Raw genomic sequence first — 13,808 nt, 5'->3', positions numbered from 1 at the left:
GCAGGCGTGGCCGGCAATTAGGTACTGCAATCGCTTACATCAATGTCATGACCAGAACGAGGGCGCGGTTTCTTCGAGCCGCGGCCCGCGGCGAAACGGCGCAATCCGCTCGGTCAGGCCGCTGCGATCCGAAATGTCGACGCCGACGCCGCACAATGTCGCCGGGCCGCTCGCCGCCTCGAAGCGCCCTTTCGGCACCTTCGACAGAAACCGGTTGAGCGGCTCCTCCTTGTCCATGCCGAGCGAAGAATCATAGTCGCCGCACATGCCGGCGTCTGAGATATAGCCGGTGCCGCCGTTGAGGATATGGTGGTCGGCGGTCGGCTGATGCGTGTGGGTGCCGACAACCAGGCTGGCGCGGCCGTCGACGAAGTGCGCAAAGCACATTTTTTCAGAGGTCGCCTCGGCATGGAAATCAATGACCACCGCATCGGCCTGTTCGCCAAGCGGGCAGGCGGCAAGCTCGCGCTCGCCGGCCTGAAATGGATCGTCGAGTTCAGGATGCATGAACACCCGGCCCATGATGTTGGCGACCAGAACGCGCGCGCCGTTCCTGGCGATGTAGACGCCCGAGCCCCGCCCCGGCGTGCCCTTGGGGAAATTGGACGGACGCAGGAAGCGTTCCTCGCGCGGCGCGAAAGCCAGCGCATCGCGCTGGTCCCAGACATGGTTGCCGGTTGTGACGACGTCGGCGCCCGCCGAGATCGTCTCGCGAAAGATCTCTTCGGTAATGCCGAAGCCGCCGGCGGCGTTCTCGCCATTGACGATGACGAAGTCGAGTTTGAAATCTGAGATCAGGCCGGGCAGTTGTTGCCACACCGCCGTGCGTCCCGTCTTGCCGACCATATCGCCGAGGAAGAGAAGTCTCATCTAAACATGATCCCGAACCGAAGGTCAGCGAAGCAAAAAGCTGCATGACTTCCGGAAAAGACCATGCGTCCAGGAACTTATCTACAATTTCGGCGCGAACCGGCGCAACCCGCTCTCGGTGAGTATTTCCGGAATGGTCACGTCATGCGGCTCGTCCGGCACCAGCGCCACCTGCTGGCAGTCGAAAGCAATGCCGATCAGCCGCGGCGGCTGCCCCTTGTCGACCAGCCGCGCGATGGCACGGTCGTAATAGCCGGCGCCATAGCCAATGCGGTGGCCGCGCGCGTCGAAAGCCGCGAGCGGCACCAGCATCACCTGGGGATCGAGCACCTCGGCCTCCTCATGCGGCCCGACGGTGCCGAACCCCATGTCGATCATCGGCGCGCCGCGCACCAGTTCGCGAAAGACGATGGTGGTCTTGTCGAGAATCGCCGGCAGGCAAAGCCGTGCACCTTTTTCGCGCAAGGCGAACATCAACGGCCGGACGTCGACTTCCGAGCGCATCGGCCAGAAGCCGGAGACGATCTGGCCCGGCTCCATTGCAATGCTGTCCCGCGCCGTCTCGGCCATTTCGAGCGCTGCCTCCACCCGCCAGAACGGATCGAGCGCGCCGCGGCGCCCGAGTGCTTCGCGTCGCAACTGTCTTTTCAGGTCTTTCGAGGATGTCATGCGCCGACGATAGAAAAGGTCAGATTTGGATGGAGTTTTAGGAGCGACGTTTTCCACCGCATGATCCACCGAAGCGTGGATCCTTTGCGTCAAGTGACGATCCACACAACCGGTGGAGAGAGCGATCCCGGGAACCTACAAAGTAGGTGGGCGCCGTATGAGAAAACCCACAGGTCTTCCCAGGGACAGCTCCCTAGGGATCATTAAGGCCCCGGGGAAAATGTTCTCCTGCCGGGAAGCGCAGACCGTCACGCCCAATATAGGCCGATGGCAGGCCAAGCGCCAGAGAGACGGCCATGTTCGGCGGCTTTATTCGTCGCAAGGTCCTGCTTGGGAGCTGCGCGGCACATGGGTTCACCGCGCCCTCGCCGCTGCGCCTTGCATGGGCTGGGCTGTCTCCTTACGGTTGCCATGAAAACCGAGGAGCAAAAATGCGTTTCGAAGGCACGGCGGCCTATGTCGCCGACAAGGATCTGATGGTGGCGGTCAATGCGGCGATCGCGCTGGAGCGGCCATTGCTGGTCAAGGGCGAGCCCGGCACCGGCAAGACCGAACTGGCCAGGCAAGTGGCGGCCGCGCTCGGCCTCGAGCTGATCGAATGGCATGTCAAGTCGACGACAAGGGCGCAGCAGGGCCTCTACGAGTATGACGCCGTGTCGCGGCTGCGCGACAGCCAACTCGGCGACGAGCGCTTCAACGACATCAGCAATTATATCAAGCGTGGCAAGCTGTGGGATGCCTTCGCGACGACCAAGAAGGTCGTGCTTCTGATCGATGAGATCGACAAGGCTGACATCGAGTTCCCCAACGATTTGCTGCAGGAACTCGATCGAATGGAGTTCTTCGTCTACGAGACCGGCGAGACGATCCGCGCCGCTGTGCGCCCGATCGTCATCATCACCTCCAACAACGAGAAGGAGCTGCCCGACGCTTTCCTGCGCCGCTGCTTCTTCCACTATATCCGCTTTCCCGACGTCGAGACGCTGCATCGGATCGTCGACGTGCACTATCCCGGCATCAAGCAGAACCTGGTGCGCGCCGCACTCACCCAGTTCTACGAAATCCGCGACGTGCCGGGCCTGAAGAAGAAGCCGTCGACCTCCGAGGCACTGGACTGGATCCGCCTGCTCGTGACCGACGATATCGCGCCCGAGGATTTGCGCGGCGACCCGAAAAACGCGCTGCCCAAGCTGCACGGCGCGCTGTTGAAGAACGAACAGGACGTGCATCTGTTCGAGCGGCTGGCCTTTATGGCGAGAAGGCAGGGGTGAGGAGCGGTCGGCCAAAGGCCGACGAAAAGCCAACGATTTGGCTTTTCGAGCGACGAACGCCCGAAGCCATAGCGCAGGGCCGGGCATGCGGCGGACAGCGCTTTCCCGTTGCTGGACCGTTGCCGCCGTCCGGGCACCGGGGCAGCCTTGGCCCGAAGCTTCGGAAGGAAATGAAATGACCGAGATCACCGTCCGCCCACTCGCACAATCCGACCATGCCGACTGGCAGCGTCTGTGGACTGATTACCTCGCCTTCTACGAAACCAAACTGCCGGAAGACGTCTACGCGGTCACCTGGAAGCGGCTTTTTACGGCGGGGGAGTTCGAACCAAAGGGGTTCATCGCCACCCTCGACGGCAAGGCGGTCGGCCTCACCCATTACCTCTACCATCGCTCCTGCTGGTCCGAAAAAAACAACTGCTATCTGCAGGACCTGTTCGCCGACCCGGATGTGCGCGGCAAAGGCGTCGGCGCCGCCCTGATCGAAGCGGTCAAGCAGGAAGCCGGCAAGATCGGCGTCAAGAACGTCTACTGGATGACGCACGAGACCAACACCACCGCGCGCAAGCTCTACGACCACGTGGCGCGCAGGACCGGCTTCATCGAATATGATCTGATGTGATGAACGATCGATCACCCGGCTTGCCGGATGGATTTGAGGACAAATCATGACGCACTATGTCGGAATTCTTGACGGCGCAGATGATGTCTGGGGAGTGCGGGTCCCCGATCTTCCCGGATGTCATGGCGGTGGCGCAAGTCCCGAGGAGGCGATAGCCGATGCGACCTCCGCCGTTCGCGAATGGGCCGAGGCACGAATGGCGAAGCACTTGCCCTTGCCCGGCGCGCGCACGGTGGCAGATCTGCTCCGACTGGGCGAAATCGATAGCGCCGCCGGCGAATCTGCCGTGATGATCCCCGTGCTGATCGATTCCGGACGGCCTGTCCGAGCCAATCTGTCGCTCGACGCAGGTCTCTTGGCGGCAATCGATGCCGAAGCGAGCCGGCGCGGCCTCACGCGTTCCGCCTTCATCGCCAGCGCCGCTCGCGAGAAGATCGAAGGGCACAGATAAAAGTCGCACGATGTTCATCCCTTTCTTCCTCGAACTGAAGGCTGCGCGGGTTCCGGTCTCGCTCCGGGAATATCTGTCGCTGCTGGAAGGGCTGGAGGCGGGGCTGGTCGACTATGACGTCGAGGGTTTTTACTATCTCGCCCGCTCGGCATTGGTGAAGGACGAGCGCCACATCGACCGTTTTGACCAGGTCTTTTCGCACTTCTTTAGGGGTGTCGAAGCGCTGGCTGGCGAAAACCCGGTCGACGTCGAAAACATCCCGGAGGAATGGCTGCGGCGGCTTGCCGAAAAGCACCTGACCGATGAAGAGAAAAAGCTGGTCGAGGCCCTGGGCGGTTTCGAAAAGCTGATGGAAACGCTGAAAAAGCGGCTGGAGGAGCAGAATGGCCGCCACCAGGGCGGGTCGAAATGGATCGGCACCGGCGGCACCTCACCATTCGGCGCCTATGGCTACAATCCCGAAGGCGTTCGCATCGGCCAGCATGAGAGCCGCAACCGCCGTGCGGTGAAAGTCTGGGACAAGCGTGAATTCAGGAATTTCGACGATGCCGTCGAGCTCGGCACCCGCAACATCAAGATCGCGCTGAAGCGATTGCGCCGTTGGGTGCGCGAAGGCGCCGAGGAGGAGTTCGACCTGCCCGGCACCATCCACGCCACGGCCGAGCACGGCTATCTCGACGTGCAGACACGGCCCGAGCGGCGCAATGCCGTGAAGCTGCTGATGTTCTTCGATGTCGGCGGCTCGATGGACGATCACATCAGAAGCGTCGAGGAGCTGTTTTCGGCCGCCCGCGCCGAATTCCGCCAGCTCGAATATTTTTACTTCCACAACTGCCTCTACGAAGGTGTGTGGAAGGACAATCGCCGCCGCCATGCGCAGGTGATTCCGACCTTCGATCTCCTCCACAAATACGGTCCGGACTACAAGGTGATCGTCGTCGGCGATGCCTCGATGAGCCCCTATGAGATCGCGCATCCCGGCGGCTCGGTCGAGCACTGGAATCCGGAGGCCGGCGTCGTCTGGCTCGGCCGTCTGCTGCAGCAATGGCCGAACGCGGTATGGCTCAACCCCGAAAGCGAAAAGCACTGGGGTTTTACCCATTCGATCGCCATGATCCGCGACATCTTCGGCGGCCGCATGTTTCCGCTGACGCTCGCCGGACTCGAGGCCGCGACGAAGCAGCTTTCAAGGAAGCACTGAATGGATCCACGCAAAACAGGACGTCCGACCTGTTTCCTCTGCCTGCAATGTGGCGTCCAGTTCGCGGCGGCAGCGACGCCGCCGCAACATTGCCCGATCTGCGAGGACGAGCGGCAATATGTGCGCTGGGAGGGCCAGGCCTGGATCACGCCGCAAGAGCTCGCCGCCGGGCATCGGATCGTGATGAAGGACGACGCCGGCGTGCTCGCCTTCGGCATCGAGCCGCGCTTCGCCATCGGTCAGCGGGCGCTGCTGGCACAGACGCCGCACGGCAATGTGCTGTGGGATTGCATCTCGATGGTCAGCGACGAGGCGGTGGCCGAAATCAACCGACGAGGCGGCCTCACCGCGATCGCCATTTCGCACTGCCATTATTATTCGGCGATGGTCGAGTGGAGCGAGGCGTTTGGCGGCGTGCCGATCTATCTGCACACCGATGACCGTCAGTGGATCATGCGGCCGCATCCGGCTGTTGTCAGTTGGCAGGGTGAGACGCGCGCCCCGAACCCGTCGCTGACACTTATCCGTTGCGGCGGTCACTTTGCCGGTGGCCAGGTGCTGCACTGGAAGCGCGACGGCGGCAACGCCATCCTGGCCGGCGACATCTTGCAGGTGACGCCAACCCGCCGCCATGTCAGCTTCATGTACAGCTACCCGAACTACATCCCGCTCAATGCGCCGAAGGTGCTCCGCATCGCGTCGGCACTGGAGCCTTTCGCGTTCGACCATATCTATGGCGCATGGTGGAATCAGAACGTCATCGGCGATGCAAAGACGGCATTTGCAAGTTCTGTTGCGCGCTATCTGGCAGCGATCGCCTGAGGAATTCTTCGCGGCAGGATTGGAAATACGGGCAAACGCCGTAACAAATGCCTATTTTAGGCGAACTTGGGAAAGCAGCCCAATAGCAGCATGAGCTAAGAGGCAAAAATGGATAGTCGCACCTACCCTGTTACCCGCACCGATGCCGAATGGCGCGCCCGGCTGACGCCGGAGCAATATGCGGTGATGCGCAACCACGGCACCGAGCGGCCGGGCAGTTGCGCCCTGCTTCACGAGAAGCGCGCCGGCACATTTTCCTGCGCCGGCTGCGACCAGCCCTTGTTCGAATCCAAGCTGAAGTTCGAGAGCGGTACCGGCTGGCCAAGCTTCAACGATCCGGTGCCCGGTTCGGTCGAGACGACCGTCGACCGCAGCTACGGCGTGGTTCGCACCGAATGCCACTGCGCCCGCTGCGGCAGCCATCTCGGCCACGTCTTCGAGGACGGCCCGCCGCCGACCGGCCTGCGCTATTGCATCAACGGGGTCGCGCTGAAATTCGAGCCGGCTGCCTGACTGGAATCCAGACGTTGTCAAACAACGGCTTCCGCCGGCCTTTGCCGGCAGCACTCTCCGTCAGATCACCACCACCAGGATCAGCCACAGCACAGCCCCCAGCGTCATCAGCGAAGCCTTGACGCCGCCGGTTTTCTCGGCGGTCCGCCACACCGCAAAAGTCAGGAAGAAATTGTACGGCACCGGTGCGAAATGCACCGCCAGAACGAGAGCGAGCGGCAGCTTCAGCCCGAGCAGGATCAGCGCCAGCACCGACACGGCGATGTTGATCGCCGTGCCGACAAGGACAAGATCGCGCCAGAACAGCCGGTCTAGCGGCGCCGTGCCTTGCCAGCGCGAGCGGAAGAAACCCGCCGCACGGCCTGCCTTGCCGTCTTCGCCTTCGAAAGTCTCTGGCGCACTCATCGATGCGGCTTTCCCTCATTCGACAGCCGCAGAGATTTCCAAAGCAGCAAGCCTGTCAACGCGAATCGATCATCGCCACGCAAGCGTATGATTTGACAAATTGTCATCAAACGGTCGTGAAACCTTTCTACGTCGCCCTTGTCGGCGTTTCGGCAAAGATACCTTGCCGGACTCTGCCGCCCCCATCATCCAGTCGCCTGCCAAGGGAGGTCTTGAGATGAGCGATAATGTCTACAACGTGCTGTTTCTTTGCAACGCCAATTCGGCGCGATCGATCATGGCGGAAGCCATTCTCAGCCGGATCGGTGGCGGCAGGTTCAAGGCGTTTTCCGCCGGTTCGCAACCGAAGGGCGAGGTCAATCCCTACGCACTGCAGCTGCTCGAAAGCCTCGGCTACGATACGAGCTTCGCCCGTTCGAAAGGCTGGGACGAGTTTGCCGAGCCCGACGCGCCGGCAATGAATTTTCTCTTCACGCTTTGCGACAGCACCACGAATGAATCCTGTCCGATCTGGCCGGGTCATCCGATGACCGCGCTCTGGTCGATACCGGACCCAGCCAAGGCAGACGGCACCGAAGCCGAACTGCATCTTGCCTTTGCCGATGCCTATCGCATGCTCAACAACCGCATCTCGCTGTTCACCAATCTGCGGATGGATGCGCTCGACCATCTGGCGCTGCAACAGCATCTCGATCGGATTGGCCGCGACACGGCGAAGCCGAACTAACTCAAGCCACTGCGACGCGAATTCACGAACCGGCTTCGCCACCTCCGCCCAGCACCTCGGTAACAGCGCGCTCGAAGCGCGATGCTTCCGTCACCAGCCAGTCGGCCATGGCCGGCCAATTGTCCTCGGCAAAACAGTTCACGCGCCACAGCGAATTGATGCCAAGGCCCTCGCAACTCTGTTCCGGCCTGAGCTTCAACCTGTCTTCGATCGCCGGCTGGAACGGCTTCAACCGCGACCAGGCTTGCGTGGCACCGAACTTCTCGTTGCGGCCGAAGAAAACGCCGATATGGTTCTGCGCCGGCGCGACATACATGGAAAGGACCAAGGCGAAGTCGGGCAGCCCGCGCTGCCAGAACCAGGGTCCGCGCCGCGCCATCAGAGGCCTTTCTTCCGGATGCCGTTCCGCGAACAGCGTCCAGAAGCCGCGTTGGCGGAACTCAGAGGCGCGGCGGCCGCCAAAGTCGAATTCGCTCATGGTTCGACCCGTTGCGGGCGCAACCGGCGCCCAGGGCTGTTACCAGCCTTACACCATCCCGAGTGCGGCTTTGTAGAGATCGAGGATGGTTTCCTCCTCTTGCCGCTCAGCCTGGTCCTTCTTGCGCAGCCGGATGATCGACCGCATCGCCTTGGTGTCGAAGCCGGTGCCCTTGGCCTCGGCGAACACTTCCTTGATGTCGTCGGCGATCGTCTTCTTCTCTTCTTCGAGCCGCTCGATGCGCTCGATGAAGGCTCGCAGCTGGCCGGCGGCAACAGTCTGGCTAGTCTCGGTGATGTCGTCGGCCATTTTTTCTCCGCGTCGTTTTCCATGCCGCGACTCACGAACCGTCGCGGCGAATTTGCAGCGGTTCGATGCCCGACCGGAGGCGACCGGTCAAGCTGTTATCGATGCGGCATGAAGGGCTGCCGCCAGACACAGACTACTCTGCCCGGGCAACATTTCTGTCTCATCCGAAGGCGATCAGCAGATCCTTGGCGTCGATCTGGTCGCCGGTCTTGACCAGCACTTCGGCGATTGTGCCGTCGCGCTCGGCATGCAATGCCGTCTCCATCTTCATCGCCTCGATGGACAAAAGCACGTCGCCGGCCTTGACCGCTTGGCCGGCGGCAACGGCGAGCGCCGAGACGACGCCCGGCATCGGTGCGCCGACATGCGCCTCGTTGCCGGGCTCGGCCTTGCGCCGCGCCTTGGCGGCGGAAGCGCCGTGCGCCCGATCCGGCACTTTGACCCGGCGCGGCTGGCCGTTGAGCTCGAAGAACACGGTGACCATGCCCTTCTCGTCGACATCGCCGATGGCCAGGCAGCGCACCACCAGCGTCTTGCCCTTCTCGATGTCGACAAAGATCTCGTCCTCCGGCTTCATGCCGTAGAAATAGGTCGGCGTCGGCAGCACGCTCACCGGCCCATAGGTTTCCTGCGCTGCGGTAAAGTCGGAGAAGACCTTCGGGTACATCAGCCACGAGGCGAATTCGAATTCGCTGAGCTTGCGCTCGAGCTTGTCTTCGATCTCCTTGCGGCTGGCCTTGAGATTGGCTGCTTTCAGCAGCGAACCGGGCCGCACGGTGATCGGTTTGTCGCCTTTCAGCACCTTCTTCTGCAGTGCCTCCGGCCAGCCGCCCGGCGACTGGCCGAGGTCGCCGCGCAGCATCGACACGACCGAGTCGGGGAAGGCGATATCCCTGGCCGGATTTTCGACATCGGCAACCGTCAGGTCCTGGCTCACCATCATCAGCGCCATGTCGCCGACGACCTTGGACGACGGCGTCACCTTTACGATGTCACCGAACATCAGATTGACGTCGTGATAGGTCTGCGCCACTTCGTGCCAGCGCGTCTCCAGCCCGAGCGAGCGCGCCTGCTCCTTGAGGTTGGTGAACTGCCCACCCGGCATTTCGTGCAGGTAGACTTCCGAGGCCGGCCCCTTCAGGTCGCTTTCGAAGGCAGCATACTGGTTGCGCACCGCCTCCCAGTAGAACGAGATGTTCCTGATCCATTGCGGGTCGAGGCCCGGATCCCGCTCGGTGCCCTTCAGAGCCTCGACGACCGAGCCCAGGCAAGGCTGCGAGGTGTTGCCGGACAGGGCATCCATCGCCGCGTCGATGGCGTCGACACCGCTGTCCACCGCCGCCAGCACCGTCGCCGCCGACAGGCCTGACGTGTCGTGCGTGTGAAAGTGGATCGGCAGGTCGGTCGCCTCGCGCAGCGCCTTGAACAGTGCGCGGGCGGCATTCGGCTTCAAGAGCCCGGCCATGTCCTTGACCGCGACGATATGGGCGCCGGCCGCCTGCAACTCCCTGGCCAGCGCGACGTAGTATTTGAGGTCGTACTTGGCTCGGGCCGGGTCGAGTATGTCGCCGGTGTAGCAGATCGCTGCTTCGATCAGCTTGCCTTCGGCGCCGACCGCGTCCATGGCGACGCGCATGTTGTCGACCCAGTTCAAACAGTCGAAGACGCGGAACAGGTCGACGCCGCCGCTTGCTGCCTGTTTGACGAAATGCTGGACGACATTGTCGGGATAATTGGTGTAGCCGACGCCGTTGGCGCCGCGCAAAAGCATCTGCAGCAACAGATTGGGCGCTGCCTCGCGCACCAGCGACAGCCGCTCCCACGGGTCCTCGGTGAGAAAGCGCATGGCGACGTCGAAGGTCGCCCCGCCCCAGCATTCGAGCGACAAAAGCTGCGGCAGCGCGCGTGCATAGGTGCCGGCAATGCCGGCGATGTCATAGGTGCGCACGCGCGTCGCGAGCAGGGACTGGTGTCCGTCGCGCATCGTCGTGTCGGTGACCAGCACTTCTTTGCATGCGCGCATCCAGGCCGCGAATTTCTCCGGCCCAAGCGCGTCGAGCTTCTGCTTGCTGCCATCGGGCACGTTGCCGTTGAGGTAGGGCACCATGGGTGCCGCCGCATCGGCCTTAGGCTGCGGCCGGCCACGGGTTTCGGGATGGCCGTTGACGCTGACATCGGCCAGGTAGTTGAGCAGCTTGGTCGCGCGATCCTGCCGCTTCACGCTCGCGAACAGTTCCGGTGTCGTATCGATGAACTTGGTCGTATAGGAATTTTCGGCGAAACTTGGGTGATTGATGATCGCCTCGAGGAAGGTGAGGTTGGTCGCCACCCCGCGAATACGGAACTCGCGCAGCGCCCGGTTCATGCGGGCGATGGTCTCGGCCGGCGTCGGCGCCCAGGCCGTCACCTTCTCCAGCAGCGGATCGTAAAAGCGGGTGATGACCGCGCCGGAATAGGCGGTGCCGCCATCGAGGCGGATGCCGAAACCGGTGGCGCCGCGATAGGCGGTGATGCGGCCATAGTCGGGGATGAAATTATGCTCGGGATCTTCCGTGGTGATGCGGCACTGCAGCGCGTGGCCGTTGAGCCTGATATCCTTCTGCGCCGGCACGCCCGATTCCGCCGTGCCAATGGCAAAGCCATCGAGGATATGAATCTGCGCCTTGACAATGTCGATGCCGGTCACCTGCTCGGTGACGGTGTGCTCGACCTGGATGCGCGGGTTGACCTCGATGAAGTAGAATTTTCCGGTGTCGGCATCCTGCAGGAACTCGACCGTGCCGGCGCCGATATAGCTCGTCTCGCGCGCGATCTTCAGCGCATAGCCGCAAAGCTCTTCGCGCTGCGACATTTCGAGATACGGCGCCGGCGCGCGCTCGACCACCTTCTGGTTGCGGCGCTGGATGGAGCAATCGCGCTCGAACAGGTGCACGGCATTGCCGTGTGTGTCGCCCAGCACCTGCACCTCGACATGGCGGGCGCGCTCGATCAGCTTTTCGAGATAGACCTCGTCCTTGCCGAAGGCGGCTTTCGCTTCACGCTTGCCCTCCGTCACCTCGCGGGCGAGATCGACTTCCGAACGGATGGCGCGCATGCCGCGGCCGCCGCCGCCCCACGACGCCTTCAGCATCACCGGATAGCCGATCGTCCTGGCGAGCGCCTTCACTGTCTCGATGTCGTCCGGCAAGGGATCGGTGGCGGGGATTACCGGCACGCCGACCTCGATCGCCAGGTTGCGTGCGGCGACCTTGTTGCCGAGCCTGCGCATCGTATCCGGCTTGGGTCCGATGAAAATGATGCCGGCCTTGGCGCAGGCTTCGGCGAATTCAGGGCTTTCCGACAACAGCCCATAGCCCGGATGGATGGCATCGGCGCCCGAAAGCCTGGCGACGCGGATCACTTCCTCGATCGACAGATAGCTTTCGATCGGTCCCATATCCCTGTTCAGATGCGGCCCGCGCCCGACCTGATAGCTTTCATCCGCCTTGAAGCGGTGCAGCGAGTATTTGTCCTCCTCGGCCCAGATCGCCACGGTTTTGAGGCCGAGCTCGTTGGCCGCGCGGAAGACGCGGATGGCGATTTCGGACCGGTTGGCGACAAGGATCTTCGTGATTGCCAAGGACAAGGCTCCGGACGCTAACGGAAGGGGAACTGCGCCATGATTAACGCGAAAATGCTGCAGCGCAAACAAAATCGGGCGACGGCCATTAAACCGATTTAAATCCGCTCATTGGGTAGAGCGCCGCGCGTTCCCTCGAATGCGCAAAGGGTGCTCCGACGAAAGGTAAAACGGCACACACGAAAAATGCCCGGCGCGAGGGCCGGGCATTTCGGAATTGTCGTCGTCGTCGACAGGCTTACATCTTCTGGACGTAGGTGTATTTGCCGTCGTCGCCCTTCTTCCATTCGTACATGACGTAGCCAGGCAGCGTCGGATCGCCCTTCTCGTCGTAGGAAAGATCGCCCAGCACGGTCTTGAACGGGCCGTTGGCCTTGAGAGCCTTGGCAACTTCCATCGGATCGTTCGACTTGGCGGCTGTGGCGGCTCCCACGATCGCCTGCATGGCGGCGTAGGAATAAAGCGTGTAGGCCTCCGGCTCGAAGCCCTGCGCGCGGAACTTCTCGACCAGTTCCTTGTTCGCCGGGATCAGACGCGGATCCGGGCCGAACGTGTTCAGCGTGCCCGCAACCGCGTCACCGGCGATTGAGGCCAGTTCGTTCGACACGATGCCGTCGCCGGAAACCAGCGTGGCCTCGAGGCCCTGGTCAGCCACCTGGCGGATGATCAGTCCGGCTTCAGTGTGCAGACCACCCCAATAGATGATGGAAACGCCGGCTTGTTTCATCTTGGCGATCAACGCCGAGAAGTCCTTGTCGCCGATATTTACGCCTTCATACATGACTTCCGTCACGCCGGCAGCGTTCATCGCCTTCTTGGTCTCGTCGGCAAGGCCCTGACCATAGGTCGTCTTGTCGTGGACGACCGCGATCTTGGCATCCTTGAAGTTCTCCGCGAGATAGGCGCCGGCGATGCTGCCCTGCTGGTCGTCGCGTCCGCAGGTGCGGAACGTGTTCCACAGGCCGCGCTCGGTGAACTGCGGGTTGGTCGCGGCCGGCGTGATCTCGAGGATACCGTTCTCCGCGTAGACTTCCGATGCCGGGATCGAAACGCCCGAGTTGAAGTGGCCGACCACGAACTTGACGCCGTCGCCGACGAACTTGTTGGCGACCGAAATGCCCTGCTTCGGATCGGAGACGTCGTCACCGACCGTGAGCTTGACCTGCTCGCCGTTGATGCCGCCGGCCGCATTGATGTCGGCGACAGCCTGTTCGGCGCCCTTCTGCAACTGCGCGCCGAAGGCGGCATTCGGGCCGGTGATCGGACCGGCAACGCCGATCAGGACGTCAGCCCACGCGCCTCCGCTGAACGCGACGAGCGCGGTCAGGGCGACGGCGGACAAAAGTGATTTTCTCATGTAAAACGCTCCCATTTACAGGGTGGGCGTGGATGATGCTTTCATGCGATGCCCACCTTTACTCGCAGAAAGCGTACTTTGCCGATTTTCAGGCACTTGTCACGCCGATTCATCCGCGAAAAGGCGTTAATGATGAACGTCAACCTTTTGGTTTCCAACTCAAAAGCGATGCTCTTTCGTAGAGCCAGCTATACTGTGTCACCATCTGGTTGGTGCGCGTGTATTGATAGCCGATGAAGCCCAATATCATCAGGACGATGGTGTCGACGATGTAGTAGTGCAGCGAAAACATCGTGCCGCCGAACAGCGCGTGATGGATGAACCTTACGGCTATACCGAGGCCGAGCAAATAGGCGAACAATTGGACGACGCTGCGCCATGTCTGGGCGCAGGCCTTGCCCGTCATCCACGCCGCCCAGCCGCCAAGCAGGCAGGTGACGAAGAAGAACTGCCAGACCGAGGGTTCCTCATAGAGAATGCCCTGCATGATGAAG

Annotated in this window: 15 protein-coding genes and 1 other RNA gene; 7 read left to right on the top strand and 9 right to left on the bottom strand. The window is 62.2% G+C overall.

Annotated elements, in window-relative coordinates:
• Positions 1-45: 45 nt before the first annotated feature.
• The 3 genes from AC0L3H_RS16350 to ssrS all read right to left on the bottom strand — a co-directional run bounded on the left by AC0L3H_RS16350 (position 46) and on the right by ssrS (position 1,789).
• Positions 46-870, bottom strand: coding sequence for a TIGR00282 family metallophosphoesterase (locus AC0L3H_RS16350; RefSeq protein WP_473586149.1), 825 nt, complete (start codon positions 868-870; stop codon positions 46-48).
• Positions 871-951: 81 nt separating this feature from the next.
• Entirely contained in the window at positions 952-1,539 is a 588-nt protein-coding gene (locus AC0L3H_RS16345) for a 5-formyltetrahydrofolate cyclo-ligase (protein ID WP_473586148.1), read from the bottom strand.
• A gap of 94 nt (positions 1,540-1,633) precedes the next feature.
• A non-coding RNA gene (gene ssrS / locus AC0L3H_RS16340) (6S RNA) lies at positions 1,634-1,789 on the bottom strand.
• A gap of 181 nt (positions 1,790-1,970) precedes the next feature.
• On the opposite strand from ssrS, the gene AC0L3H_RS16335 reads away from it, so the two are divergent.
• The 6 genes from AC0L3H_RS16335 (at position 1,971) to msrB (ending at position 6,419) form a co-directional block, all read left to right on the top strand.
• On the top strand, positions 1,971-2,810 hold the full coding sequence (locus AC0L3H_RS16335; protein ID WP_473586147.1) for an AAA family ATPase: 840 nt from the start codon (positions 1,971-1,973) through the stop codon (positions 2,808-2,810).
• Positions 2,811-2,985: 175 nt separating this feature from the next.
• Positions 2,986-3,432, top strand: a complete 447-nt coding sequence (locus AC0L3H_RS16330; protein WP_287172907.1) for a GNAT family N-acetyltransferase — start codon at positions 2,986-2,988, stop codon at positions 3,430-3,432.
• A 46-nt stretch (positions 3,433-3,478) separates the two neighbouring features.
• Positions 3,479-3,883 (top strand): type II toxin-antitoxin system HicB family antitoxin, encoded by a 405-nt coding sequence (locus AC0L3H_RS16325; RefSeq protein WP_473492171.1) that lies wholly within the window; start codon positions 3,479-3,481, stop codon positions 3,881-3,883.
• A gap of 10 nt (positions 3,884-3,893) precedes the next feature.
• Positions 3,894-5,084 (top strand): vWA domain-containing protein, encoded by a 1,191-nt coding sequence (locus AC0L3H_RS16320; RefSeq protein WP_473492169.1) that lies wholly within the window; start codon positions 3,894-3,896, stop codon positions 5,082-5,084.
• Positions 5,085-5,906 carry an MBL fold metallo-hydrolase gene (locus AC0L3H_RS16315; protein WP_473586146.1) on the top strand — a complete coding sequence of 274 codons (822 nt, stop codon included), beginning with the start codon at positions 5,085-5,087 and terminating at the stop codon, positions 5,904-5,906. It begins immediately after the preceding gene.
• 108 nt (positions 5,907-6,014) lie between these two features.
• Positions 6,015-6,419 carry a peptide-methionine (R)-S-oxide reductase MsrB gene (gene msrB / locus AC0L3H_RS16310; RefSeq protein WP_473586145.1) on the top strand — a complete coding sequence of 135 codons (405 nt, stop codon included), beginning with the start codon at positions 6,015-6,017 and terminating at the stop codon, positions 6,417-6,419.
• A 60-nt stretch (positions 6,420-6,479) separates the two neighbouring features.
• On the opposite strand, the gene AC0L3H_RS16305 is transcribed toward msrB, so the two are convergent.
• On the bottom strand, positions 6,480-6,824 hold the full coding sequence (locus tag AC0L3H_RS16305) for a hypothetical protein (protein WP_027152869.1): 345 nt from the start codon (positions 6,822-6,824) through the stop codon (positions 6,480-6,482).
• Between the two features lie 217 nt (positions 6,825-7,041).
• Between AC0L3H_RS16305 and AC0L3H_RS16300 the strand changes: the two genes are divergently transcribed.
• Positions 7,042-7,551 (top strand): arsenate reductase ArsC, encoded by a 510-nt coding sequence (locus tag AC0L3H_RS16300; RefSeq protein WP_473586144.1) that lies wholly within the window; start codon positions 7,042-7,044, stop codon positions 7,549-7,551.
• Positions 7,552-7,573: 22 nt separating this feature from the next.
• Here the strand turns inward: AC0L3H_RS16300 and AC0L3H_RS16295 are convergent, their stop codons facing one another.
• The 5 genes from AC0L3H_RS16295 to AC0L3H_RS16275 form a co-directional block, all read right to left on the bottom strand.
• On the bottom strand, positions 7,574-8,029 hold the full coding sequence (locus AC0L3H_RS16295) for a hypothetical protein (protein WP_473586143.1): 456 nt from the start codon (positions 8,027-8,029) through the stop codon (positions 7,574-7,576).
• Between the two features lie 48 nt (positions 8,030-8,077).
• On the bottom strand, positions 8,078-8,338 hold the full coding sequence (locus tag AC0L3H_RS16290; RefSeq protein WP_023800031.1) for a DUF2312 domain-containing protein: 261 nt from the start codon (positions 8,336-8,338) through the stop codon (positions 8,078-8,080).
• A 160-nt stretch (positions 8,339-8,498) separates the two neighbouring features.
• Positions 8,499-11,957 (bottom strand): pyruvate carboxylase, encoded by a 3,459-nt coding sequence (gene pyc / locus AC0L3H_RS16285; protein WP_473492161.1) that lies wholly within the window; start codon positions 11,955-11,957, stop codon positions 8,499-8,501.
• Positions 11,958-12,195: 238 nt separating this feature from the next.
• A complete protein-coding gene (locus AC0L3H_RS16280) occupies positions 12,196-13,314 on the bottom strand; it encodes a branched-chain amino acid ABC transporter substrate-binding protein (RefSeq protein WP_473492160.1) in 1,119 nt (372 codons plus the stop codon).
• Positions 13,315-13,453: 139 nt separating this feature from the next.
• Positions 13,454-13,801, bottom strand: a complete 348-nt coding sequence (locus AC0L3H_RS16275) for a DUF6867 family protein (RefSeq protein WP_027152865.1) — start codon at positions 13,799-13,801, stop codon at positions 13,454-13,456.
• Positions 13,802-13,808 lie beyond the last annotated feature (7 nt).

The sequence above is a fragment of the Mesorhizobium sp. WSM4816 genome (assembly GCF_055811535.1).
This window is presented reverse-complemented; position numbering and strand designations above follow the sequence as displayed.